Here is a 25,009-nt window from a genome sequence, read left to right as displayed (position 1 = left end):
ACGTGATACTGTTCGTATTCATTGCTGTCGCGTCGATACTTGTGTTTGCGGGATCAGTGCAGATATTCTCCACCTTCACCCGTGACAAGACCGCAAAAAAGCTGTGCAAAAGCTCCGATACGATGCTGTGGACTGCCGATGTCGGTGAAAACAAGGAGTATTCCGCAAAAACCGCCGAGGAGCTACTCGACTCGGAGGAAAACGTCATCGACCACAGCAGTTCGGTAATGACGATCATAAACGCCAATACGATAGACTATCCCGAGTTTGAAGAGAAGAACTCCTATATCCTGAACAGCAAGATACATTGCCTCGTGACGCTCCCGCTCGCACACGACCTCGTCTTCGACCTCAAAGATAAGCCGTTCAGTGTACCTAACGGCTGTATAGCTGTTCCGATATATATTTCGCTGAATACAGGCGTTAAAAAGGGAGATACCGTCAGATTCACTACAGATACGGGATATACTTATGAGCTTGAGGTGTGCTGTATTTTCAAGGATAACCTCGACAACGGTCTGTGCAGATTCATCGTTTCCGATGCGGACTATGAAGTGCTGACGGCGGATTCGGTGCAGAAGTATATTTCGCACAGCATTCGGCTAAAAGACGCTTCACAGGAGAAAAAGGACGAGCTTGAAAAAAAGCTTGATGAAAAAGAGGCTGATATATTCACTATATCTTACAGCGATTCTTTCGATAATGACCATGTTATTCTGGAGATAATCTCGGTGTTCATCATTCTGATAAGCGTTTTTCTCATCGCGATAATCTTCATGACCATACGCTTCACCATGATAGCCGACCTCAAAAGCGAAGAGAAAGAGATAGGAATGATGAAGGCGATCGGCGTGGATTCGCTCAGGTTCCGCTGGCTGTTTGCGGCGAAATACATAGCTTTTGCCATTGTGGGAGGCATGATCGGCATCGCCGCAGGACTTCCTGTTGCGGGTATGCTGATCAATATGTTCGGTCCCGACTGCATCCTCCCCGAGCGCTATGAGATGATAACTATCGGTGTACTGGCTGTTGCAGCTATCATCACCATGATGATAGTGTTCTCGCTCCTTGTAATGAGACGCATCAACAGGATATCCGTCATCGACGCTATCCACGGCGAGAACCGCGGCGAGCGCTTCGGTAAGGGCTTTCCGATATTCCTGCACAGACGGAAAAAGATGCCTATCCCCCTGTTCATGGCACTCAACGATATCCTCGGACGCTTCAAGCGCTATATCTTCCTTATAATCGCCTACTCGCTCGGAGCGGCGATACTGCTCCTTGTATTCAACGTCCGCAACACCATCATTAACCCGAACTATACTCGTTACTGGCTCTACCACGATTACGACTTCGCGTTTATCCTCTCCGACGAGCTTGCCGATAAAATAAGCGCAGAGCGTGAAAGAACGGGAAAGTCATTTTACGATGTGGTAAACAGTATGTTTGCCGATGAAGGTATCCACGCACATTTTGATGTGATGAACCGCGGCAGCGCCATACTCGACCGTGGCGAAAGCTCCCACGATTTCACCCTTTTGTGGAATAAGGGCGAGCCCGAGAAGTTTGAGTACCGAAAAGGCGGAACAGCTCCAAAGCTCGCGAATGAAGCGGCAATGAGCGCATATACCGCAAACAAGCTCGGTATAGAAGAAGGTGACGTTATCAAGGTCAGACTGAGAGAGAACAACGAGGACCATACAGACCGTGTTTGGAACGAAAAAGAGATAGTGATAACAGGTCTGATCGATTATATGGAGAACAGCGAATCTATACTTATTATGGGCGGTGAGTATGACAACGGATACAAATTGGGTTCCCGCATGACGGGCGCGGTCATCGACGCTCCCGAGAAGGAAAAAAACGCCGTAATAAAACAGATGAAGGAGATATACGGCGAGGAGTATATCTTTGACGGAAGGCAAGCGGTAAAGGACGACGTCGGCGATTTCGACAGGCTGTTTTTCCTGCTCGAATATGCTGTCGGCGGAGCTGTGCTGCTCGTGCTCATGCTCATCACTTACCTGTATATGAGCATTTTCGTTGCCGAGGAAGTTCCCGAAACGGCACTTCTGAAAAGCATGGGATTCCGCAGCATATCGGTCAATGCAGCCTATCTGCTGAGGATATCACTGCTCCTGCTGATATCGCTCGTTCTCGGTGAGGGGTATATATGGACGCTCGGAAATTATTTGTTTGAGACCTTCATGAAGCAGTATGAGGTCACGGGAATGAGATTTGAATTTGAATTTCCTGTCAGCTTTATCGTGATACCACTCATCATGCTTGCAGCTCTGCTTCTCACCGCGCTGCTGACGCTGAGGAGCGTAAAGAATATCGGTATCTGGAAGATATCCGAGGAGTAAACGGAGGAATAGAATGAGTACCATCTTATCGGTCAAAGACCTTTGCAAAACTTATATAGTCAGAAAAAACAGCAACAACGTTCTGCGGAATATCAGCTTTGAGCTCGGCGACGGAGAATTCGTTACGGTAATGGGTCCGAGCGGAAGCGGAAAATCCACACTGCTCTACACGGTCAGCGGTATGGACGCTATGACCTCGGGAAAGGTAGATTTCTCAGGAAGAGATCTCGGCTCGATGAGCAAAAAGGAGCTTTCCGACCTCCGCCTTACGGAAATGGGCTTCATATTCCAGCAGATGTACATGATGAAGAAGCTGTGCATATTCGACAACATTGTGCTTCCCGCGTATCAGGCGGGAATGCCGCACGCCGATGCCAACAGACGTGCGGAGGAGCTCATGCGCAGACTGGATATAATCGAGACCGCCGAGCACGAGGTAAATGAGGTCTCGGGCGGACAGCTCCAACGGGCCTGCCTGTGCAGAGCTCTCATCAATCAGCCCAAGGTCATTTTCGCCGATGAACCGACAGGTGCGCTGAATTCAAAGGCTGCCGCCGACGTCATGCGCGAGCTGATAAAGGCGAATCAGGACGGTACCGCTGTCATGATGGTCACCCACAGCGTCAGGGTAGCCGCTATGAGCGACAAGGTGCTGTATCTCGTGGACGGCGATATACAGGGAGAAATAGAGCTCGGGAAGTTCAGAGGAGCGGAAAGCCTCACCGACAGGGAACGCAGCCTCAGAAACTGGCTCGTTGAGCGCGGCTGGTAAAGGAAGGTGCAGGAAATGAAGAAAAAAGCGTTGATCCTTGCGGCAGCTCTGCTGGCGGCGTCCGTGAGCGGCTGCGGAAGGACGGGATACGATGATTTTTCAGTTCCCGAGCAGGGCGCGAGCACCCTCCGACCTGTTGAGGATATCTACCGTGACAACAGCGGTGACAGCCTTGTGCCAGTCAGAGAAAAGGCCAACAGGACTGTTGCCAGCACTGACGGACTCTGCGTTATCAAGTGCATGGACAGCTACTATGATGTCACTCTTGATTACGAGAAAGGCAGTTATTATGACGTCGGTGCCGCCTATGCGGAGGCTGTACAGCTCGCATATAACGACTATACAAGTTTTCTCGAGGGCTATATCTTCGAGAATATCAAGGCTGCTTTCAACGACCTCAATGATGATTATACGGGCATCGAGAACAGGACCGAGAAGTTCCGCTCTGCTCTGAATAAGGACTACGCAGACGAACTGCGAGGCTTCGCGGACGTGATAAGCGGCGACAGCCAAGGGATAAAGGAAGACGGTATCGTCTCTGCGGAGGAAGCGGCGCTCATGCAGTTCATTCCCGACGTTCTCCGCAGGACTGCGTGCAGTGCGATCTCCGCCGACGGAAACGTCACATCCACAGGCGAAAGGCTTACCTGCCGTCTGCTTGAATGGCAGCTCGGAAGCGAGGATCAGATATGCTCGGCTCACGCAGTCGTGCATATGAAAAACGGCGAAAAGAGCTTCGTATCCGTCTCGGCTCTGGGTTTCCTCACGATACTTACTGCTGTCAACGACGACGGCGTTATGCTCGGTGAGCTTGACGTGGGCAGCGGTAATATGGTAGAATATTCATGTGAAGATAAGACCAGCTATACCTACGACATCAGGTACGCTCTCGAAAACTTCTCCACAGCAAGAGAAGCCGCCGAGTATCTCACTGCCAATGCGCACCGCTATCCTTACAGCGTGAATGTGCTCGCTACGGACAAAAACGACGCTGTTGTTGCCGAGCTTGCAGTCAGCGCAGAGGATGGCTCTCCACTGATACGCGACAGCTCTACTCCTTTGTTCAACGGGATCAAGTGGAGCAGCTCCGACTACATCTGTGCTGTAAATTCGTTTGCGGCAAACGGTAACTGTGACAAACTCAGTTTCTACCCGAGCAATATCATCAGGTGGAACCGCTACAATGAGCTGTTCTGCGGTGAGAAGTCACTCTCCCCCGAGCGGATGAGGCAACTCATGACAAGTGAACGCACGGATAACAGCCTTGTACGCATACGAAGCTCCGAGCTCATGCATATGGTCATAGCAGACTATTCGACCTGCACATTGCAGGCTATACTCACAGGTACGGAGGGCGTCGTCGATGAGCAGACATTCATCGACCTCGGCAGCTGGAAATAGTCCTATCATCACAATTCTTTCTACGGAGAACAATATGACTGATATCCTTATTATAGAAGACGACTCCGAAATGGGCGGTCTCGTAAGAGATTTTCTGAAAAATGAGGGCTTCTCGGTGCAGCTTTGCAGCTCGGCCGAGGAAGCCCTTGTGCTGCTTAAAAGTGAAACCTTCGGAGTCGTACTGCTCGATGTGATGCTCCCCCGCATGAACGGCTACGAGACCTGTACGGCTATCCGAAGGGAAAAGGATATACCCATTCTCATGATGAGCGCAGTCACCGACGAGGACAGCAAGCTCCTCGGCTATGAGACAGGCGCAGACGACTATATCGACAAGCCTTTTTCGGTCAAGGTGCTGACCGCAAAAGTGCGCGCGCTTCTGAAGCGCAAGGCTCCCGCGGCGGCAGGCAGAGTGATAAGCTGCTGCGGTATATCGCTCGATACGACTTCACGCCGTGTCACGCTCGGCAGCAGGGAGCTCAAACTCAATGCAAAAGAGTTTGACCTTCTGCAATACCTCATGGAGCACAAGGGCGAGGCTGTCGGCAAGGAGGAGCTCTTCAACGCGGTTTGGGGCGAGGACTGCTTCACAGAGCCAAGCACCGTGAGCGTTCACATTCGCTGGCTGCGTGAAAAAATAGAGCAGGACCCGAATTCTCCGCAGCTTATACAAACGGTCTGGAAGGTCGGATACAGATTCGGTGACAAGACATGAAGAAGCTCCTGAAAATGCTCATTGCCGCCGCTGTTCTGTTCGCGGCGGCTGTGATCGGATTCAACGCTGCTTTCGTCGGTATCTATGACAAGCAGATGACAGACAGAAATGTCATCGTGAACAGGATAAATCACAGCATATGCGAGAGATTCACCGAGAGCGGCACCTCTCCCGAAGATATCATCGCAGACAGTTCAGATGAATGGAACAGGACTTACGGGAAGGATTCTCCCGCGTCCATAAGGTATATCCCGCTCAAAGACGACAGCGATGATGTTTTCTATTCCGCCGCCGACAAAAAATGCGCGGTATGCTGCGTACGCGGTAGGGACGGAGAGGCCGCGGGATTTGTCGAGTACCGATTCTCGGACGATTCCTTCGATATGTTCAGACTGTGTGTGAATATTTTTCTGACAGCAGGATTTGTCCTCGCCGTGACCTTCCTCGCAGGAACTTATATCAAGATAGTAATGCCTTTTCGCAGGCTCTCCGAGTATCCCGAAAAGCTTGCGAGACTCAGGAACATTCAGAAGCTCCCCGAAAGCAAAAGCCGCTTTTTCGGCAAGTATGTGTGGGGGATGAATATGCTCACGGACGTCCTCTCGGCAAGCAGTAAGCGAATAGAGTGCCTCGAAGGAGAACATCAGCGGCTTGTCACCTCCATTGCTCACGGCGTGAAAACTCCCGTTGCCAATATCCGCCTGTATTCCGATGCCCTGCGGACAGGTCTCTACTCAGACCCGGAAAAAAACGCCGAAATCGCCGCCAAGATAGGCGCGAATGCAGAGAAGATACAGGTTCTCGCCGAGGAACTCATGCGTGCTTCAAACGCTTCGTTCAGCGGCTGCGATATCAAACGCTCACCCTTCTACCTCTCGGAGCTCGCAGAATTGGTAAGCAGCGAATACTCGGACAGAATGAAACTTATGCATATACCGTTCGAGGTCAGATGCGAGGGTTCACCGCTGCTCGACAGCGATAAATATGCCCTCTACCGTGCAGTCAGTCAGATGCTTGAAAATGCGCTCAAATACGGCGACGGCAGCGGGATAAAAGTCCACATGATGAAACAGGATGACGGATTCTCCGTTTCCGTCCGCAATAAGGGCGAGCTTCTCCCCGAGAGCGAGCTGCCTTATGTTTTCAGGAGCTACTGGCGCGGCTCGAACGCCGCCGACAAAGACGGCAGCGGAATCGGTCTGTATGTAGTCCACGAAACAGCAAGAGCTCTCGGAGGCAGCGCTCATGCAAGACGTATCGAGGAGACTTCGGAAATGGAATTTGTAGTCTTCCTTGAAAAATAATGATACTCACAGCAAAGCAGCGGCGCTCATAACGAGTGCCGCTGCTTTTGGTAATATTGGAGGATAATTCTGCCGTTTATCTTATTCCCGCGTCCCATTCCTGTAGTACGCGCGCGTCGTTGGCTGTTACGCCTGCCGCACCGTCAACGTCCGCATTTACAAGTGCCGAAGGTCTCAGCTCGTACTTGTCACGGTTGGCAATATGCTGCAGTATGGCTACAGGGTCGGCAATTGTGACCGCACCGTCGGTATTGGCGTCGCCCTCGAGTATACCCATAGCCTCAAGAGCCAGTACGGGTGTATCCTTTACCATTGCGAATGTGTACACATCGCCCACCTCCGCTTTTGTCAGGTCAACTCCATAATGCGTACCCACGTAATTCAGACCGAATCTGTACTCAGCTCCCTCTTCGTCCGTGAAGCGGAAGTCCCAGTAGCCCGAGCCTCCATAGTCCGCACGTGTCATGGTGAGCTCCTTCTGCGGCATGAGCTCTGCACAGCTGCCGAGCAGCGAAAGCTCCGTTTCCTCTGAGAGCTCGTAGAAGGAAGCGTGGGAATAAACAGGGTCATTTGCATAAGGGTTTACCTCCGTCAGCTCGGGCTCGTCGGAAGTGACGAGTATGTCTCCGTAGTTATACTCCGCAGATGAATCGGTCATAACGACCTTTTTTACGCCAATCACTCCCGTATTCCTTGTGTAGTAATATCTGAGCTGCGTGTACTCGTTGCTGTACGTGCCGACTACTACGAAGAAGCTGTCGACGCTCTCGACAAATCCCGCTGCTTCGGTCTCGTCGGCAGAGTTGGCGCTGAACGCAGGAGCAACGGATATGCCAAGCATTGCCACGGACATTATCATTGCCGTAATTCCTGTTTTTTTCATAATGATACCTCCTTTAGGTGCCGAGCAGGTATTCTATACAGCTGAGAGCCTTCTCCTCGCCGATATAGAAGCTTGCTCCGCGGTCTATCATTTTGGTCGTGATATAGCCTTCCTTTGAAATGTAAATATTCGTATTATAGCGCATATAGGTGATGTCGGGAAATATCGTGAGGTCGCGTGAGAAGGGTGCTATCCCCTCTTTTGTATTGACTGCGTCGCGGCAGTCCCCGAGAACCTTCATTATCCTCTCTGCCGACACATCATAATACGCATTTTCACCAGATACCTTCACATTTTGGCTTCCGAAGCTCATATGCTTTTCCAGTCCCATATCGTCGAGCATATCCCCGAGCGTATCGGGCTCGTACTCGGTGTTGATATAAACGGGACAGTCAAAAGTGCTCGGGTAGAATACGACCACAGCGTAATTATCGGATACACCGTCAATGGTGTATATACCGACATTTTCGGTGTGGTTTCTCTCTCCCCCCACTCCCGTAATACTGGTATCCTCCCTTTTTCCGCCGACGATGTCGCTCGGACACTCCACGCCCGTTTTCATAAATACCGTTGTCTCCGTACCTATTGTTATATAGTTGAGCTTGTAAACATGATTTCCGCTGTAAGCAGTGGTAGTGTGGGAGAAGTACGGCGAGATATATGCTGTAGTCAAGTAATTCGTCTGAGTTGTGGAGACAGCGGGAACCGTTGTTATCTGCGCTGGCGTCGTGGAGGTACGGCTTCCAGTCGCCGTCGAAGTGACCGCAGTGGTCGCCGTTGAAGCGGTAACTGCTGTCGTATACGCGGCAGAAGCTGAGGTCGCTGCTGACGTATGTGAAGCGGCTGTCGCTGCCGTAGTCGAGAGCGAGGAGCTCTGCTGCGTGATTCGTGCGGCATCAGTGGTATTGACCGCAGAAGATGTAGTTGTCCGCACAGTCGAGGTGACGGTTTTCGTGCTCTCCGAGCTTGGCTCCGTCGTGACAGCAGCAGTGACCGTACTTGTCTCGATGATGATGCCGCTCCCCGAGGGCGCAGGCTTCTCGGGAGTTCTCAGTATCCTTGTGGATACACCAATGACGATAACTGCGGCTATCCCGAAAGTGAGGTCGGCTGTACGGCGTAAAATGAGTGACCTGCGCCGCTTCTTTTCCGCAATGATACTGTCGCCGAGCTTCATCAGCCCTGCCGCGCATTTTTCATACTTGTCCATTATCCGTCCTCCTCTCCAGCTCTGTTTTCAGGGCTTTTTTCGCATTGTATATCAGGTCTCTGACCTGCTTCGGGTTCTTTCCCATTATTTCGGATATCTCCGCGTGAGAGAGCTCCTCAAAGTAAACGAGGTAGAGAACTTGCGAATATTCAGCCTTCAATGCCTTGAGAGCGCGGTGAATAAGTAGATTTTGTTCATTTTGTATGCAGTCTGCTTCAATGTCCTTTTCATCTGCAATATAGAAGCAGTCCTCAATAGAAGTGTAATTCGTCCTACTGACCTTTTTCAGGTAGTTTACCGCCGTATTCTTGCCAATCGTATAAAGCCAAGTCTTGAAGGAATACTCGCTCTTGTACTTCGGCTTCTTGATATACAGCTTCAAAAATACTTCATTTGCCACTTCTTCGGAAATATGGATATCGCGGGTAAACGAATTGATAAACAGCGTCAGACTGTCCTTGTACAGTCTGACAATGTCAACAAAACCTTCTTTATCACCATCGAGGAAACGGAGGTAGCTACTTGCACCGTTTTCCATTTACAACTCCTTTTAAAAGATAAGCTCGAACTATCTCTACTTATTATACAACTTGTACCTGTCATTTGTCGCATCAGGAAAAAAATATTTTTATTTTAATTATTACAGGCAAACCTGTTGTCCGTATGTATCTGCGCCCTCTTTTTACTCATATTGCCTTAAAGAACTGCGGATGCGGCGTGTCGCCGCTTCCGTTTTCGCGGTATAGTTAATATGACCGCATACTTTTTCTCCGCGCCTGTTGCATTTTTCAATATTGTATGATATAAGCGCGGTGTCCGCGCTGCCGATTTCGCGGTATAGTTAATATGACCGTATACTTTTTCTCCGCGCCTGTTGCATTTTTCAATATTGTATGATATAAGCGCGGTGTCCGCGCTGCCGATTTCGCGGTATAGTTAATATGACCGCCTACTTTTTTCCCGCGCCTGTTGCTTTTTTCAATATTGTATGATATAAGCGCGGTGTCCGCGCTGCCGATTTCGCGGTATAGTTAATATGACCGTATACTTTTTCTCCGCGCCTGTTGCATTTTTCAATATTATATGATATAATATGTATAATGTTAAGAGAACGGAAATTAAGTGAAAAATCAAACAAATTTCAAGGAGGTATGTAAATGAGAAAGGCATTATCCATCATCACAGCAGCAGCCCTGTCCGTTTCTGCTGCGGCCTCATTGTCCGCAGCTGCAGCTGAGTCGGACTATCTGCTGCACAGCACGTTCGAGGACGGCAAAGAACAGTGGTCGGGGCGCGGCTCGGCATCGGTGAAAGTCGTATCGGAGATATCCCGCTCAGGCGAATGCGCTCTGAAGACAAGCGGCAGAGAAGCTGACTGGAACGGTGCTACTGTACCGCTCGGTCCCGAATTCAAGGCGGGACAGTCTTATGCGTTCAGTGCATATGTTATGACCGATGACACCGACTCGCCTGTAACATTCTATCTGACTTTGCAGTACAAGAGCGGGGACAGCACCGAATACCCAAAGATAGCCGAAGTCACCGCTGAAAAAGGCAAGTGGGCTCATCTTGAAAACAATGACTTTACCATTCCGAGCGGTGCGACGGATATTCAGCTCTACGTCGAAACAGACACAAGCAAGTGCGATTTCTATATCGACGAGATAGTAGGCGCAGAAACAGGTACGGACATCAGTGAACCTCCGCCTGCTATAAAGATGAACAAAGGCGATATCAACTATGACGGCATCATAGACACATTCGATGTCATTCTCGCCCGCAGAGGCATCATCGACGGAATTACCGACAAGAAAAAGCTGAAGGCTGCCGATGCTGACAGCAACAATGTGTTCGAGATAGCCGACTTAGTCCTCATCCACGAGTACAGTCTTGGGAAAATCGACAAATTCCCCGTTGCCGAGCCTGTTATCGTTCCCGGACAGGTAAAGTACACAATGGAGGAACTCACCGAAAAAGTACAGAACGAGCTTGTAAACTTCGAGCCGAGCGACTCACATCAGGAGAAACCGGGCGTCAAGTACGGTACTATCCAAAAGAAGACCTACTTCTCCAAAAAGGCTAACAAAAACAAGCCCTACAATATCCTGCTCCCCGCCGATTACGACGAGAGCAAGGAATACCCCGTTCTCTATGTGCTCCACGGATTCTTCGAGAACGAGGACCGCATGATAATCAGAGGAAACGGCGTAATGTATACCCGTCAGATAGTCGGAAACGCTATCGCTTCTGGTGAGGCTAAGGATATGATAGTCGTTTGTCCGCTCATCTTTACAAGTGCCACAAAGGAAAGCGCATCAGGCTTCGGCGACCCTGCTTCGGTAGAAGGCTACAATAACTTCGTTGACGACATCGTTGACAGCCTCATGCCCGAGATAGAATCTAAATACAGCGTCAAGACAGGCAGAGACTATACCGCTGTAACAGGCTTCTCTATGGGCGGTATGGAGTCGCTCCAGATAGGCATGAAGTACGGCGACAAGTTCGGCTATGTCGGAGCTATCTGTCCTGCTCCGGGCGGACAAGGCGCATTTAAATGGAACAGCGAAGAGGAGACTCCTCATCTGGTATTCATCACAGGCGGTACTTCCGACGACGTTGTCGGACTCAACACACCTCAGGGATACCACAACAACTTTACAAAGAACGGCGTTCCCCACGTTTGGCACGTTGTTCAGGGCGGTCATCACGGTGACGATTCAATCCACTCGAGCCTCTATTGCTTTGTAAGGGCAGTATTCCAGGCAACAGACTGATATCACGAAAAATATTCATAAGGCAGCACCGCCCAAAGACCGCCTGACAGCTTTACACTGTTACGTCATCTTCCACATAGCTCTCTTGACATACACCGTATACGGTTACTCTGTCTCCTGTTTTTAACCCACAGAAGAGTGACACAGTCCGCAAAATGTCACATTTTTTTGAAAAATGCTTTACTTTTTCCGAAAAATGAGTTATACTGTATCTGACAGGAAAATAACATAGTCTGTCAGAAAGATACGGAGATGATAAAATGAAGTTTAAAAAAGTCAGGACTTTCGCGGCGGCTGCCGCTGTTCTGTTCGCTCTGTGCGCGGCTTCATGCGGAAAGGACGTCCCGAAGGATACCGAGCCCGCTACAAGCTTCAACGTTGTGGGCGGAACGGTCGAGAACACTACCGAGCCCACTTCTGATGCTCTCAATGAGCAGGAGCCCCCTTCTGAGGAGTCTACCGCTTATGTAGAGGGCAGCAGCAAGCTCAGCGGCGTCACGCTCAGCTACACGGAGGCAGAAGTGAGCATCGGTCAAACTATCACCTACCCTGTAGTTTACGACAGCATCGAGGAGGTATGGTCGAGCTCTGACGAGAAGATCGCCACAGTTGACAGCGTCGGCAATATCACGGGCAAGTCCGAGGGCAAGTGCATAGTCAGCGTTAAGGACAAGAACGATGACAAAAAAGGCGCTGAGGTAAAAGTCACGGTCAAAAAGGAATCGGGCATTCAGGAGACTAACGGTGTCACCTACGTCGGCGGCATTATGATAGCCAACAAGTCCTATCCCCTGCCGCAGGACTATAATCCGGGCGGTCTTACTCCCGAGACTTATACGGCTTTCCAGGAACTCGTGGACGGTGCGGCTAAAGACGGGATCACCATATACCTGTCATCGGGCTTCCGCTCATATGACCTCCAGTCACAGATCTACAACAACTACGTCAATGCATACGGTCAGTCTACCGCGGATACATTCTCCGCACGCCCAGGATACTCCGAGCACCAGACAGGCATGGCTATCGACGTCAACATAATTGACGACAGCTTTATAGGTACTCCCGAAGCTATCTGGATAGAAGCTCACTGCAATGAGTACGGATTTATCCTCCGCTACCCGTTCGGCAAGCAGGACATCACAGGCTATAAGTACGAGCCGTGGCACATCAGATACATCGGCAAGGAGAACGCAGAGGCTTTCCGTAAGGAAGCTGACAAGCGCAATGATGTGAACCTCACCCTCGAGGAATACCTCGACATTGATTCATATTACCACTGATTCCAAAGGGACGCATGACAGCGGCACCCATACTCAGTATAGCGCGGGCTTACCGATGCAAGGCATCCTTGATTCAGAAAGAATAAAACGGACATGATAAAGAATCCCGATACAAATGTATCGGGATTCTTGCTTTATTGTAATATGGACAAAGATCCTGTCGCTTCTGAGCATTTTACATTGAATGGACTGATTCACGTCGCAAACTGGCTGTTATAGAGCTCGGAGTAGAAGCCGCCCTTAGCCATTAATTCGGAATGGCTTCCCTGCTCGACGATATTGCCGTGGTCCATTACGAGGATGATATCTGAATTCTTTATCGTAGAGAGTCGGTGCGCGATAATGAAGCTCGTCTTGCCCTCCATGAGCTTAACGAAAGCGCGTTGTATACGGTGCTCTGTGCGGAGGTCGATAGAACTCGTAGCCTCGTCGAGGATGAGCATAGGCGGGTCCATAAGCATAACGCGGGCGATACAGATGAGCTGCTTCTGCCCCTGCGAAAGACCGCTGTCCTCGGAAATGACCGTATCATAGCCATTAGGGAGTCTTTTTATGAAGCCGTGAGCGTGGACAGCTTTAGCCGCAGCGATTATCTGCTCGCGGGACGCATCAGGCAGACCATAGGCGATGTTTTCGGCAACAGTCCCCGTGAAGACCCATGTCTCCTGCAAGACCATACCGAAGCTGCTGCGGAGGCTGTCCCGCGTGACCGAGCTTATATCCCTGCCCGAAACGGTTATCGAGCCGCTCTCAATGTCGTAGAAACGGAGCAGAAGGTTTATCATGGTTGATTTTCCGCAGCCCGTCGGACCGACAATAGCGATACGCTGACCGCGTTCGACGTCGAGGTTGAAGTCTTGAATGAGCTTGAATTTCGGAGAGTATGAGAAGTATACGTGATTGAATGACAGTTCACCCGTAGTGGCTGAGAGTTCATCAAGAGCCGAGTCGTCGCTGACCTCTTCCTCGTCGAGGAGGTCGAACACGCGCTTTGCCGAAGCAACCGCGTTTTGAAGCTCGGCAAAAACGCCCGATATCTCGTTGAACGGCTTGGTATACTGGTTGGAGTACGCGAGGAAGCTCGACAGTCGGCCGACGGACATCGCGCCGATAAAAGCAGAGCTTCCCATAGCACCGAGAGCACCGAGCAGCCCGACAGCCGCATAGATGACACCGTTGACGAAGCGGGTAGTGGGATTGGTCATGGAGCTGAAAAACGTTGCTTTAGCGCCAATTTTTCCGTATCTGTCGTTGATATCAGCGAACCTCTCCTCGGCGCGCGGGGAATAGAGGAAAGCCTTGACAAGCTTCTGATTGCCCGCCATTTCCTCGGCGAGCCCGACCATTTCACCTCTGAGCTTCGACTGCTGAACGTACGAATCATGGGAGGCTTTGGTTATTCGCGAAGCAGCGATAAAAGAAAGCGGAGTAAGAATGACGACGACAACAGCGATCTTATAGTTTATGGTCATCATAAAGATGAGTGTGCCGACAATAGTTATGACGCCGCTGAAAAACTGCGTAAACCCTTGCAATAAGCCGTCCGAGACTATCTCGATATCGTTTATCACGCGGCTCGTGAGCTCGCCCTTGGTGCGGCGGTCGATGTATCGGAGGGGCACACGCTGGAGCTTGGCAAACGTGTCAGAGCGGATATCGCGTACAGTCAGAAAAGCGAGCCTGTTGGTGCAGAGGCTCATGAGCCACTGGAAGAGACCGCTTGCAATTACGGATATACCGAGCTTTACGACGATACGCAGGAGCTTGTCGAAGTCGACCTTCCCAGCACCGACGCAGCAATCGACAGCCTCGCCGATGAATACGGGGACGGCGAGCGAGAGGGAGATTCCTGCCGCGGCAAATATGACTGTGAGCACGAAAAAGGCTATATACGGGCGTGCATAGGAGAACACGCGCTTCAATGTTTTAAGCATGGCTGTCCTCCTTTTCGTTCATCTGGGAGCGGAAGATATCGCGGTAGACCTCGCAGTTTTCGAGGAGCTCATCGTGCGTGCCGATCCCGACAGGCGCGCCGTCCTCCATGACGATGATCCTGTCCGCATCCATGAGGGAAGTCGTGCGCTGTGATATCATAACGACGGAGGTATCCCCGAGGTCGGTTTTAAGGGCTTTACGGAGCTTCAGATCTGTCGCGTAGTCGAGCGCGCTCGTTGAGTCATCGAGAATGAGGATATCGGGCTTGCCGACGAGGGCACGTGCAATGGCGATACGCTGTTTCTGACCGCCCGAGAGGTTCTTTCCGCCCTGCGAGATGAGGGTGTCGAGTCCGTCAGGGAGCTTCGAGACGAATTCCCAAGCCTGTGCTGTTTTGAGCGCGGCGATTATCTCCTCGTCTGAGGCGTCAGACTTTCTCCAGCGCATATTCTCGCGGAGCGTCCCCGTGAAGAGCACAGCCTTTTGCGGCACCATTCCGACGAGCCCGCGGAGCTCCTCCACGTTCACCTCGTTGACGTTCACTCCCTCGACAATGACCTCGCCCGCAGTCGGACGGTAAAACGCAGGGATAAGCGAGGCAGCGGTAGTTTTTCCGCTGCCCGTACCGCCGATGATACCGAGCATTTCGCCGCGTCCGAGGGTGAAGCTGAGGTCACGTACAGATTCCTCGCCCGCGTTCTCGTACGCGAAAGAAACGCCGCGAAATTCGATGATGTTTTCGCTCGAACGGTCGGGGCTTACAGTGCCGCACTCCTCGGGCGGGAGCTCGAAAACCTCGCTGATACGGTTCGCGGAGGCGAAAGCCTTCGTAAAGATGACGATGAGGTTTGCGAGTACGATCAGCGCGAGAAGAATCTGTGTCATGTAGTTCGTAAACGCCGTCAATTCGCCCTGCGTGAGGCTTCCCGAGTCGATTCGCAGACCGCCGAACCATATTATCGCAACAATTCCGAGGTTCATTATCATGAATGCGGCGGGATTGAGAACAGCCGATATCCTTCCGACAGCTGCCGAGCACTCTGCGATGTCGTTGACTGCCTCGCCGAACTCCTCGATTTCCTCATTCTGACGTGAAAAAGCTCGGATAACGCGTGTCCCCTCAATGCTCTCGCGTGTAAGCAGAGCGGCGCGGTCGAGCTTCTGCTGAGTTTTCTTATACATAGGAACGGTCCTGCGCATGATGAAGAAGATGATGAGCGAGATAAGCGGTGCGGCGATAATCAGCACAAGCGAGAGCCGCATATCAATAGTGAACGCCATCACAGCCGCTCCGATGACAAGGAACGGAGCACGAACGGCAAGACGAATGAACATATTAACACCGTTCTGCACAGTCATTGAGTCATTGGTAAGGCGGTTTACGAGCGAGGAAGTGCCTATCCTGTCTATGCTCGTGTAGGAGAGCGAATTTATATGCTTGTATAGCGCGGTGCGGAGCTCCGTACCGAAACCGTAAGCGCATTTTGCCGCAAGGAACTGGCAGGTCAGCGCGAAGCCGAGCCCGCAGACTCCGAGCAGGATGATAACGCCGCTCATTTTCCAGACGTAGGCGCTGTCCTTGTTGGCGATGCCGACGTCGATTATCCTCGCCATGACGAGCGGGACAATGAGCTCGAAAATCGCCTCGAGGAGCTTGAAGAACGGCCCGAGCACAAGCTCCTTTCTGTAGTTTTTCAGGTATCTGAGAAGTCTTTTCATTGTGTCCTTTCATGTCGAAAAATCGGGTATAATCGTAGGGGCGGATATTATCCGCCCGTGATTGAATATTTCGTAGGGAACGCCGCGCTCGTCATTCCATCTGAGCCCTTGTTAAAGCTCCACACCGTTCTCTTCAAGGAGCTTCCTTGCAGAAACGACCGAATCCACGCCGTCGGGATTTTTTATCGGAGCGAACTCCTTCCCGCGCTCGACCTCATACGGCATACAGCTGTCATGCTGATTAATCATATCGATTATCAGGAGCTCGAACTTATTGCCGTTGGGCTTATCGGGAGTGATGAACTCTCCGTTTTCGTCCATATACGGTATTTTCTTGTCGACCGTGTGAATGGGCATCTTAGTCTTGTTTATCTCCTCGAGCTTGGATATGCCGAACAGATAATTGAGGATAACGCCGTACTTGTAGGCGAGCTCACCGTCGGCTCCGCGCTGATTGATCATTTCATCGGACATCTCATAGTATTCGACTATCGAGGGCTTACCGTCCTCAAGGCACATCACGCCCACGCGCTCCTCGGGAGCAGTCTTGGCAACGACCTTGCTTCCCGACAACGCGCCAGACTTGATAATCGCGCCGATAAAGAGCGGGTCGGCTATTTTCGCGAGGACGTTGTCAACACCGAACACATTGAGCCACTCCACACCTTCAGCCTTCAGCCGAGCGAGCAGACCCGAGCGCACCAGCGACGAGAACCAGCCGCCGTTGCCGTTCGGAGAGGAAGATATGCGCGACTTGCTCTCCATATATATCCGACCGTTGAAGTCAACAGACGGAGCCATATCCTGCACGAAGAAGTGAACGAAGTCGGCGTTATATCCGAAGAAATTTTTCTCGCGGAAGAAGCCGACAGTATCATCGTGGTTCTTCTCGCTGGTCATGACGCAGAGGTGTATCCACTTGCCCGCCTCGCTGACGACCTTCATCATATTGTTGATAAGGCACTCAAAGATGTAGAGTTCGCGGGTAACGCCGACGTTGAACATACCCTTCGGCTTATCGAAGCCGAGGCGTGTGCCCTGACCGCCCGCGAGCAGTACCGCCGCGACCTTACCGCTCCTGACGGCATCGAGTCCCACAGAGCGGTACTCTTCGCTGTTTTTAGCGATATCATTGGCAGTAACGGCATCTATCGGCTCTATCTTGCCGCGTTTGAGAGCGGCATTATTATTGCTGTCGAGAGCACTGAGGATAGAGAAGTCTATTTTTTCTGTCTGAGCGAGCAGAGAGTTCTGCTCCTCGGTGCTGAGTTCGTCATAATATCTGAGGATATGCTCCTGACCGTAATCGGCGAGCATTTTTTTAGCTTCTTCGTAAGTTATCATTAAGATCCACCTTATCTTATGTATATTATTTCTTTTTAACGACGATACCGCCTGTTTTCCAAATACTTCCCTCGGGCACGACGCCTCTGACGCAGCTTGTGGGGTAGATATTGCAGTTCCTTCCGATAATAGTACCAGGGTTGAGCACGCTGTTGCAGCCGACCTCGACGAAGTCACCGAGCATAGCGCCTATCTTCTTGATACCTGTCTCCAGATTATCGCTGCCCGACTTTATAACGACATTGGTCTTGTCTGACTTTACGTTCGAGGTTATCGAACCCGCGCCCATGTGCGACCTGTAGCCGAGGATGCTGTCCCCGACGTAATTGTAGTGCGGAGTCTGCACGTTATCGAAGATGATGACATTTTTTAGCTCGACGGAGTTGCCGATAACGCAGTTCTCGCCGACGAGAGCGCTTCCTCGGATGAACGCACAGTGGCGCACCTCCGTACCCGCACCGATGATACAGGGAGCGCCGAGATAAGCGCTCGGGAACACCTTAGCAGACTTGTGTACCCAGACATTTTCGGCAGGGCAGTCATACTCGTCGGGACTGAGAGTCTGTCCGAGACTGATAATGAAGTCACTGATACCCTTTAAAGCCTCCCAAGGGTATGTGAAGCCGCACAGATAGTCGGCAGCGGCGGTATGCGAAAGGTCGTAAAGTTCTGATATTCTGATATTGTCCATAGTGATTCTCCTGATAATTATTGCTCTGACGAGCCAATACTATTATATTCCTATCTCAGTGAAAAGTCAAGCACGGAAAAAGTGACGCTCAGCCGTGCTGCCCATACGGAAGTAATACAAGAAAATATTGAGGGACAACTCTCCTCAGAAAGTTGTCCCCCGATAAATACCTATAGGCAATACCGCACAAAGCTTGTGCTGGAGATGCGCCGACAGATTTTTCGTCAGATTGTATAGAAATTCCGCAGGCATACTGACGTATGTCAAGGGATTTCTGTGCAAGATGACGGAAAATATGCAAGCATATCCAGTACAAAGCCTTCAGGCGGGCTTTGTGCGGTGTTGCCTATATAATACTTCCGCACAGGTTCAGCGCATACGAGCACGTTTTTGTTTACGAACGCTCGCTGAGCAGTGTTCCTATCCTGTCCTGCATATACTTCGCGCACTGCTCGGGAGTCGACTCGCCCGCAAACAGTGCTTGACGTTCCTCATCGACTATCTTCCAGTAGTCTTCACCCGCCACACTCAGCTGCTTTGGCGGGACTTCGGCATTTTTAATGCAGTTGAAGACGAATTCGATGTCCTTGTCCCTGAGCGGTCCTATGCACACTGTATTCTCGCCGTCATTCCAGTAGTAGCCGTTTTCTTTTTGGTCGGAATAGCGCGGTCTGTCGTCGTAGCGCATCCTGTCAGCGAGGTCATAGAAGCCCTTCTCCGTCAGCGGAAAGCCCGCGATGCTCCAGCCGTCGCTCTCGAAATCGTAGTTCATAAGGAAGCTGATGTAACTCCACGCTTCTTCGGACATGGTGCTGTCCTTGGTGATACCGAACTGAGGCTGATGATTGCTGAGAAAGGTGTGAACGCCGTCGGGATAGGGCAAGCCGAGGTAGACGAGCTCCTCGCCGCCGAAATCGCCGTAGACATAGCTCATATAGCCATCGAAGCCGCCGATTTCCATCTGCTTGAACAGAGTAACATCATCGCGGTACTGCCTTCGCTGACTGAGCTGTACCATTTTCTGTTCGGCGGCAGTCGGGTTCATAGGGTCGGCGAAAATATCGCGAGCGTCGGTCAGCTCGCCGCCGTTTGCACAGAAGCGCAGATAGCGGATAAAGCTGTCGGAATCGAAATTGCAGGTGTAGTTCTCGGCGTCTATCCACCACGTATTATTCGCGACGCCCGTACGCTGCAACTTGCTGTCATCGTCCTGCCAGTCCGACCAGTGCATACCCTCGGGCAGATTCTCTACGGTGTCCATAAGCGTGTCGAGGCTCCATTCACCGCGGATATACTTGTCCGCGTTCTTCTTTTTGCAGACATAGCCCATATCGGCGCAGATACGCCACGGCAGGCTGTATATTTTTCCTTCGTCGGTTATAAATTCGCGCACATTCGGGAAGAGCATATCAGGCTTCAATGTCTCGTCTTTTTCCATAAGCGGCGTAAGGTCGATGAAAGCGCCCTTGTCTGCGAGGTCGACACCGCATACCATGCCCTGATAATCAGTAATGACTATGTCGGGAAGATTCCCCGCAAGTATGTCCTCGGCAAGCTTTGAGACCGAGTCATTGTGTGAATCTTCATCTCTGTCCTCGTACAGAACACGCTCTATTTGAATGTCGGGGTTTTCGTCGAGGAATATTTCCGTTTCTCTGTCGAACTCGTGCTCGTTACTAAAGCCTATACGTATCTTCTTTGTGTCGCCGAGCTCAGACGGGTCGCACGGGATAAAGCGAATAAACTTGCTTTTCCAGTTGCCGTAGTCTGTCGTGCAGACTATGACATTTCCGTCCGTCCCGAGCGAGAGGGCATTGATGTTGTTGACGTTCACATTAGTCACGTTCACGTCGAGCAAAGCCTCTATGCCGTCGCCGCTTATGCCGTAGACTGTACTTCTTGTGCGGACAAACAGCGAATAATCGCCCGCACCGCAGGTAAGCTCCTGCACAGACTCGCCGAGAGTGTAAGTGTCGCCGCTGCTGAGGGTACGCTCCGCCGCATTGACAGCGCGTATGTCAATGACACCGTTCGATGTCTCGACTGCACCTGTGAGTTTGCCAGAGCTGTCGCAGCTTACTTCGCATAGCGTTTCGCCTTCTCCCGCGGACAGCTCCCCGAGGTACGCGCCGTCAGCGGTGAACACGCAGAAGCTGCCGTCCATATTCGCGACGATGTGACTGCCGTCGTATGCTATCCCGCTGATACTTACCGAGTGCCCGAGCTCGCCGTCATAGTCCGCGACCTCGGTATCCGCGAGGAGCTTGCCGTCAATGGAGTACCTGCGGATATGCAGGCTGTACTCAGCAGCCTCATCGTATAATACCGAGTCGTAGTCGGGCGAGGACGGGTCGGGTGCGGGAAGGTCGCCGTAATCCGCATAGACAAAGAGCTCCGCGACCTCCCCTGCTCCACTTACGGCGATATTGTACTGCACGCCGATGTCGAAGTCCTCGAACTCGACGCGCTCGAATTTCGTGAAGTCGCGGTCAGCGACCCAGAATGCGGGGCTGACATCCGCCGAGCCGACGATGAAGCGGCTCTCTCCGCCATTGTAGGGCAGGTTCAGGAAGATGAGCTGCGCATTCTCAGGCAGAGCGAGCTTCTCCTGCTTGTACGCGGCATTTGAGAGCTTCTCAGCCGTATAGGTCTGCGCGGAGCCGTCGCCGCCATTAGAGCAGGCTGTAAGCGTACAGATGAGAGTGATCGACGTCAAGAGTGCTGTTATTCTTTTCATAGTTGTGACCTCCTTTTCTGCCCATTGGGACAGTGTTCATAAATAAGTGACTTTCGAGGCCGAAATAGACGAAAAAAATTGTTGAATTTATGAAACTTCGTATGAATGCACAATTTTCACTCTTGCAATTGTACGAGATAGACAAAAAATTCCTGCCCGACCGCACTCGGACAGGAATCAGCTTTTATTTGGACTGCGATACAAGAAGCTTTCTGAGAAGTATCTCGTCGAACATATCAACTCTGCCGTCGGAGTTGAAGTCGAACTGCTCTGCCGCATCACTGCTGCTGAACGGCGACTCGCCGAGGAGCATTTTCCGCAGGCGCACGAGCTGTGCCACCTTGTATACCTTGGCAGGCTTGGTGCCATCGGGTTCGGTGCCGCCGATGAGCTTGCCGTCTGCATAAACGCATACGTTCTCGCACTTCTTTGCAAACTCTACTCCGCCGACAATGTTGTCGTAGTCCTCGCCCTCCTCGGTGAGGTCGACCATGCCCTTTCTGCTCCAGTCGTTGGAGGAGTCCCACGCCTCGCCGAAGTAATTGCCGATGATGAGCTGGTACTTCTTGTTAGAATTTGCGATAGCATAGCCTTCCCACGATATCTCGATGTAATAAATATCGTCCTTGTAGTGTTGGGGCTTGGAGAGAGTTGCAGATTTGTCAGTGACCTCTGTCTCGACCTGATCGTAGGTCTTTTGCAGGACAAAGCTGCTCGGTATCTCCTTATTCTCAAACTCGGCAATACTGAAATAGTAGCGGATGGAGATATCGTCGTGCGGCTCGAGGGAATCGGTGTTCACAAAGAAGGTCAGCTTCGTCACGCCCGAACCCGTTGCCTCGGGAGCTTCGGAACAATAGCCTGATGCCCAGAATTCACCGCCCGAGAAGAGGTCTGTATCGTCCTGCTTCTCAACAGGCGGGAAGTTCGGCTCGGGCTTCATGGGGCTGCCATTCGCGTCCTTGCCTTCTTTATAGAGGTAAAGTCCTGCCGCTGCACCTACTATAGCGGCATTGTAGTCGATAGTGACCTCGTTGTAGACCCAGTCCTTGGTGACGTCGTTGTGCTCGTCATTCTCGTCGGGACCGCCCGCAAGTGCTCCGTAAAGAACGTGCTTGTGCTCGGCTGTGTCCTCGCATTTTGTAAGTCCCGAAGCAGCGCGGTGATGCGGATATTTTACAGAATTGTCTCCGTATCCGACAACGTAGCTCCTGCCGAGCTCATTGTCACCGATGATGTATTCCATCTGACCGAGTGCCCACTTCGTGAACGTGTAATCGGGATTCTTCGGGTTATAGACGTCCTTTCCCTTCATGTACTTGTCGTAGACGAGGGCTGTGAACTGGACAGCCGTGTTATAGCGGGCGCTTCCCCACGTATCAAGGTGGAAGTAACCCTGAGGCGTCATATTTGCGGTCTTGTTCATAACGGTGTTCACCGCCTTGGCTTCCATTTCCCAGAAATCAAGCACCTCATACGGACCGCGTCCAATGGCGACGCGGGTCTCCTCGCAGACCTCGGGGTAGATGTCCTGAATCCTGCCGAATATAAGCCCTACGCCGTTCCACATATCGTTCCAGCAGAGGACATATCCCGGAGGCGCATAGTAGTCGATATACTTCTCACACGCCGCAAGATAGTCATGGTCGCGGGTGATGAGGTAGAGCCAGCCTGCCGCAAAGCAGAAATCGTCCTCCCACTTGCTCGAGGTGTAGAAGCTCATCGGTCCCTCGCCAGGAGGTCCGACTGCCTTGTCGTTTTTGTTTGCGAAGTCGAAGAGTGCCTTTGCGTAATCAAGGCATTTTTCGGCATATTCGGGGTCGGTGTCCTTGAAGTTGCAGTAATTGATCGCGAGAGCCGCCGCACTCTCTGAGACGTCGTCCGTCGTCGGGAGGTCGGAGGTCGCGAAGAAGGCGGGACGCCCCATGGCGTCTATCTCGGGTGACTGCCAGTATTCATGGTCGACGCTTCCGTCGCCGACCTGATAGCAGAAAGCTATCACGTCGCCGTTTTCATCGCGGAAGGTGCTCCGCATAAAGTAATCGCAGAAGTAGCGGCAAATGGTCTCGGCGTGGTCAGCCTGTCCCGTCTGCTCGTAGGCATCGCGGAATTCATAGTAGCCCCACGATACCACCGACGCCGCATACGCCTCGGGAAGTCCGAACTTGACGTGGTCGCCAGCGTCGTGGAATCCGCCCGAAACGTCGATATATCCGTCAACGTCGGGGTCGAGGATATCCTTGTACTGCTTCATGAAGGAGGCAGACATATTCGTGCCCGCATGGTTGTCGTCGATGGGCTGCATGGGCACCTTTGCGTCATATGTGTGGCAGTTACCGCGCCATGAGAGGCGATTGTTCTCCTCGACGGCAGTTCCGCACATATTGGCGTCGTAAAAGAAGAGCGTGTACTGGAGCAGCTTAGCCCAGTTGTTCTCGGTCTCGTTGTAGTCGACTTTGTCGGGAGTGGCAGCCGCCATTACGGGCAGCGCCGATGCCGATACAGCCGTCACGGCAGCCGCCGCAAGAATGATAAAGCGTTTGAACAGCTTCATATCGTCATTCCTTTCGTGAGATTTTTCATCATCCTAATTTTATCGCAAATCCGCGCAGTTGTCAAATCAATACTTGCGGTCTTTTTCAGCAACAGCGTGTTGCTTGACCAAATCCAAGCCAAATGGTATAATCATTACAGGAGGTGAAGCTTTATGGAAACTAAAACTATCATCAATCAGCTTCGCATGAAAATGGGTATGTCACAGGAGGAAGTCGCCGAAAAGGTGTTTGTAACCCGACAGGCTGTTTCTCGCTGGGAAAACGGCGATACCGTACCGAATACGGATACGCTGAAGCTGCTGTCGGAGCTGTTCGGTGTATCTGTGGATGAGCTGCTGGGTCTGACGGGGAATTCTGTCTGCCAGTGCTGCGGAATGCCGCTCAATGCCGCTGTAGTAAGCAGCGAGAAGGACGGTGCGCTCAACACCGACTACTGCAAATGGTGCTATTCTGACGGAAAATTCGCGTATACCGATATTGATAAGCTCATCGACTTCTGCGCGGAGCATATGGCGAGCGCCGAACACCCTGAGACTGAGGTACGCGCGTATCTGAGCGATATGCTGCCAAAGCTCAAATACTGGAGACAGCGTGCGGAAAAGTCTTGATTAAGCACCGTACTAAGCCCGCCTGACGGCTTCGTACCGAAACCGCACTGCCCGAAGGAAGTGTCCTTGGGGTATGCATTTCCCGACATCCCGCACAGAAATCCCCTGACATAAGACAAAATGCCCGAAAGCGGTTATGATCCCGCCTTCGGGCTTGTTTTTGATTCAGTTTAACGGCTCACAATACCTGCATATGGTCAAGGTACTCCTCATAGCCCTTGCTTGTGAGGTCAATGAGACGATAGTCCTTCTTCTGTGCCACGTAAAGCACCTTTACAAGGTCACGTGCGAGAAGGATATGAAGAGCACTGAGAATGGCTTCCCTTGGGCACTTCTCGGACTCATACTCCTTTATGAGGTCACCAAGCCAGACATTTTTCTCCTCTGCTGTGTCAATGTTTATCATTTCGCTCGGATTCATGCACTCCTCGATAAAATGAAGATTCTTGAATACATAGTCCATGATTCCCCAGTATGCTTCTTTATTAAGGATCATTGTGACCCCTCCTTTCAGATTATAATCACATTATATCATAGATCAACATAAATTTCAAGTCACGCGGGAAGATATTTCCGTTTTCTTAGCTGCGAACTCGTACAGGTCTGTTTTTTAGTATATCCTGTACAAAAAGCAGGCGTCCGATTTGTTCACAACGCAGAATATTTGTGAATTTTTTGTGAAGTTTCGTCTTTTTGCCCCTCGAAATGCACTTAT

The 25,009-nt window shown here is 51.4% G+C and carries 18 protein-coding genes; 8 read left to right on the top strand and 10 right to left on the bottom strand.

Annotated features, from left to right (window positions below):
* Positions 1 to 2 precede the first annotated feature (2 nt).
* The 5 genes from BMX22_RS00165 to BMX22_RS00145 are packed head-to-tail and all read left to right on the top strand — an operon-like array spanning position 3 to position 6,558.
* Positions 3 to 2,366 (top strand): ABC transporter permease, encoded by a 2,364-nt coding sequence (locus BMX22_RS00165; RefSeq protein ID WP_074739914.1) that lies wholly within the window; start codon positions 3 to 5, stop codon positions 2,364 to 2,366.
* Between the two features lie 13 nt (positions 2,367 to 2,379).
* Complete coding sequence (locus BMX22_RS00160; protein ID WP_074739913.1) at positions 2,380 to 3,138, top strand: ABC transporter ATP-binding protein; 759 nt, start codon at positions 2,380 to 2,382, stop codon at positions 3,136 to 3,138.
* 15 nt (positions 3,139 to 3,153) lie between these two features.
* Positions 3,154 to 4,539, top strand: a complete 1,386-nt coding sequence (locus BMX22_RS00155; RefSeq protein WP_074739912.1) for a C45 family autoproteolytic acyltransferase/hydolase — start codon at positions 3,154 to 3,156, stop codon at positions 4,537 to 4,539.
* Entirely contained in the window at positions 4,502 to 5,254 is a 753-nt protein-coding gene (locus BMX22_RS00150; protein WP_318259660.1) for a response regulator transcription factor, read from the top strand. The genes BMX22_RS00155 and BMX22_RS00150 overlap by 38 nt, the downstream gene beginning before the upstream one ends.
* Positions 5,251 to 6,558 carry a sensor histidine kinase gene (locus BMX22_RS00145; protein ID WP_074739910.1) on the top strand — a complete coding sequence of 436 codons (1,308 nt, stop codon included), beginning with the start codon at positions 5,251 to 5,253 and terminating at the stop codon, positions 6,556 to 6,558. The genes BMX22_RS00150 and BMX22_RS00145 overlap by 4 nt, the downstream gene beginning before the upstream one ends.
* 76 nt (positions 6,559 to 6,634) lie before the next feature.
* On the opposite strand, the gene BMX22_RS00140 is transcribed toward BMX22_RS00145, so the two are convergent.
* Genes BMX22_RS00140 through BMX22_RS00130 form a run of 3 tightly spaced genes read right to left on the bottom strand, consistent with a single transcriptional unit; the run spans position 6,635 to position 9,189 of the window.
* Positions 6,635 to 7,441 carry a hypothetical protein gene (locus BMX22_RS00140; RefSeq protein ID WP_074739909.1) on the bottom strand — a complete coding sequence of 269 codons (807 nt, stop codon included), beginning with the start codon at positions 7,439 to 7,441 and terminating at the stop codon, positions 6,635 to 6,637.
* Positions 7,442 to 7,454: 13 nt separating this feature from the next.
* Positions 7,455 to 8,651: a hypothetical protein gene (locus BMX22_RS00135; protein WP_074739908.1), complete on the bottom strand. Its 1,197-nt coding sequence runs from the start codon at positions 8,649 to 8,651 to the stop codon at positions 7,455 to 7,457.
* Entirely contained in the window at positions 8,638 to 9,189 is a 552-nt protein-coding gene (locus BMX22_RS00130) for an RNA polymerase sigma factor (protein WP_074739907.1), read from the bottom strand. Before BMX22_RS00130 ends, BMX22_RS00135 begins: the two co-directional genes overlap by 14 nt.
* A 619-nt stretch (positions 9,190 to 9,808) precedes the next feature.
* On the opposite strand from BMX22_RS00130, the gene BMX22_RS00125 reads away from it, so the two are divergent.
* Positions 9,809 to 11,425 carry a carbohydrate binding domain-containing protein gene (locus BMX22_RS00125; protein ID WP_074739906.1) on the top strand — a complete coding sequence of 539 codons (1,617 nt, stop codon included), beginning with the start codon at positions 9,809 to 9,811 and terminating at the stop codon, positions 11,423 to 11,425.
* A 260-nt stretch (positions 11,426 to 11,685) separates the two neighbouring features.
* Positions 11,686 to 12,705 carry a D-alanyl-D-alanine carboxypeptidase family protein gene (locus BMX22_RS00120; protein ID WP_074739905.1) on the top strand — a complete coding sequence of 340 codons (1,020 nt, stop codon included), beginning with the start codon at positions 11,686 to 11,688 and terminating at the stop codon, positions 12,703 to 12,705.
* A 194-nt stretch (positions 12,706 to 12,899) separates the two neighbouring features.
* Here the strand turns inward: BMX22_RS00120 and BMX22_RS00115 are convergent, their stop codons facing one another.
* From BMX22_RS00115 to BMX22_RS00090, 6 genes are all read right to left on the bottom strand, one after another.
* A complete protein-coding gene (locus BMX22_RS00115; RefSeq protein ID WP_074739904.1) occupies positions 12,900 to 14,639 on the bottom strand; it encodes an ABC transporter ATP-binding protein in 1,740 nt (579 codons plus the stop codon).
* Entirely contained in the window at positions 14,632 to 16,359 is a 1,728-nt protein-coding gene (locus BMX22_RS00110; protein WP_074739903.1) for an ABC transporter ATP-binding protein, read from the bottom strand. The genes BMX22_RS00115 and BMX22_RS00110 overlap by 8 nt, the downstream gene beginning before the upstream one ends.
* A gap of 111 nt (positions 16,360 to 16,470) precedes the next feature.
* Entirely contained in the window at positions 16,471 to 17,703 is a 1,233-nt protein-coding gene (locus BMX22_RS00105; RefSeq protein ID WP_177172938.1) for a UTP--glucose-1-phosphate uridylyltransferase, read from the bottom strand.
* Between the two features lie 25 nt (positions 17,704 to 17,728).
* The gene (locus BMX22_RS00100) at positions 17,729 to 18,394 is read right to left on the bottom strand and encodes a UDP-N-acetylglucosamine pyrophosphorylase (RefSeq protein ID WP_074739902.1); all 666 of its coding nucleotides are present in this window, start codon (positions 18,392 to 18,394) and stop codon (positions 17,729 to 17,731) included.
* Between the two features lie 394 nt (positions 18,395 to 18,788).
* Positions 18,789 to 21,131, bottom strand: coding sequence for an extracellular solute-binding protein (locus BMX22_RS00095; RefSeq protein WP_074739901.1), 2,343 nt, complete (start codon positions 21,129 to 21,131; stop codon positions 18,789 to 18,791).
* Between the two features lie 184 nt (positions 21,132 to 21,315).
* The gene (locus tag BMX22_RS00090) at positions 21,316 to 23,685 is read right to left on the bottom strand and encodes a glycoside hydrolase family 9 protein (protein WP_074739900.1); all 2,370 of its coding nucleotides are present in this window, start codon (positions 23,683 to 23,685) and stop codon (positions 21,316 to 21,318) included.
* 153 nt (positions 23,686 to 23,838) lie between these two features.
* On the opposite strand from BMX22_RS00090, the gene BMX22_RS00085 reads away from it, so the two are divergent.
* Positions 23,839 to 24,294 carry a zinc ribbon domain-containing protein gene (locus BMX22_RS00085; protein WP_074739899.1) on the top strand — a complete coding sequence of 152 codons (456 nt, stop codon included), beginning with the start codon at positions 23,839 to 23,841 and terminating at the stop codon, positions 24,292 to 24,294.
* 178 nt (positions 24,295 to 24,472) lie between these two features.
* Here the strand turns inward: BMX22_RS00085 and BMX22_RS00080 are convergent, their stop codons facing one another.
* Positions 24,473 to 24,790 (bottom strand): hypothetical protein, encoded by a 318-nt coding sequence (locus BMX22_RS00080; RefSeq protein WP_074739898.1) that lies wholly within the window; start codon positions 24,788 to 24,790, stop codon positions 24,473 to 24,475.
* Positions 24,791 to 25,009: the final 219 nt, after the last annotated feature.

It is taken from the genome of Ruminococcus sp. YRD2003 (genome assembly GCA_900109435.1).
Taxonomy (GTDB): Bacteria; Bacillota; Clostridia; order Oscillospirales; family Ruminococcaceae; genus Ruminococcus; species Ruminococcus flavefaciens_G.
The sequence above is the reverse complement of the archived record's forward strand: the minus strand, read 5'-3'. Positions and strand labels throughout refer to the sequence as shown.

What these genes read in the sequence shown, in the direction of transcription:
- BMX22_RS00160 (WP_074739913.1), top strand. Translation starts at nt 2,380, where the DNA reads ATGAGTACCATCTTATCGGTCAAAGACCTTTGCAAAACTTATATAGTC.
- BMX22_RS00155 (WP_074739912.1), top strand. Translation starts at nt 3,154, where the DNA reads ATGAAGAAAAAAGCGTTGATCCTTGCGGCAGCTCTGCTGGCGGCGTCC.
- BMX22_RS00150 (WP_318259660.1), top strand. Translation starts at nt 4,502, where the DNA reads ATGAGCAGACATTCATCGACCTCGGCAGCTGGAAATAGTCCTATCATC.
- BMX22_RS00145 (WP_074739910.1), top strand. Translation starts at nt 5,251, where the DNA reads ATGAAGAAGCTCCTGAAAATGCTCATTGCCGCCGCTGTTCTGTTCGCG.
- BMX22_RS00140 (WP_074739909.1), bottom strand. Translation starts at nt 7,441, where the DNA reads ATGAAAAAAACAGGAATTACGGCAATGATAATGTCCGTGGCAATGCTT.
- BMX22_RS00135 (WP_074739908.1), bottom strand. Translation starts at nt 8,651, where the DNA reads ATGGACAAGTATGAAAAATGCGCGGCAGGGCTGATGAAGCTCGGCGAC.
- BMX22_RS00130 (WP_074739907.1), bottom strand. Translation starts at nt 9,189, where the DNA reads ATGGAAAACGGTGCAAGTAGCTACCTCCGTTTCCTCGATGGTGATAAA.
- BMX22_RS00125 (WP_074739906.1), top strand. Translation starts at nt 9,809, where the DNA reads ATGAGAAAGGCATTATCCATCATCACAGCAGCAGCCCTGTCCGTTTCT.
- BMX22_RS00120 (WP_074739905.1), top strand. Translation starts at nt 11,686, where the DNA reads ATGAAGTTTAAAAAAGTCAGGACTTTCGCGGCGGCTGCCGCTGTTCTG.
- BMX22_RS00115 (WP_074739904.1), bottom strand. Translation starts at nt 14,639, where the DNA reads ATGCTTAAAACATTGAAGCGCGTGTTCTCCTATGCACGCCCGTATATA.
- BMX22_RS00110 (WP_074739903.1), bottom strand. Translation starts at nt 16,359, where the DNA reads ATGAAAAGACTTCTCAGATACCTGAAAAACTACAGAAAGGAGCTTGTG.
- BMX22_RS00105 (WP_177172938.1), bottom strand. Translation starts at nt 17,703, where the DNA reads ATGATAACTTACGAAGAAGCTAAAAAAATGCTCGCCGATTACGGTCAG.
- BMX22_RS00100 (WP_074739902.1), bottom strand. Translation starts at nt 18,394, where the DNA reads ATGGACAATATCAGAATATCAGAACTTTACGACCTTTCGCATACCGCC.
- BMX22_RS00095 (WP_074739901.1), bottom strand. Translation starts at nt 21,131, where the DNA reads ATGAAAAGAATAACAGCACTCTTGACGTCGATCACTCTCATCTGTACG.
- BMX22_RS00090 (WP_074739900.1), bottom strand. Translation starts at nt 23,685, where the DNA reads ATGAAGCTGTTCAAACGCTTTATCATTCTTGCGGCGGCTGCCGTGACG.
- BMX22_RS00085 (WP_074739899.1), top strand. Translation starts at nt 23,839, where the DNA reads ATGGAAACTAAAACTATCATCAATCAGCTTCGCATGAAAATGGGTATG.
- BMX22_RS00080 (WP_074739898.1), bottom strand. Translation starts at nt 24,790, where the DNA reads ATGATCCTTAATAAAGAAGCATACTGGGGAATCATGGACTATGTATTC.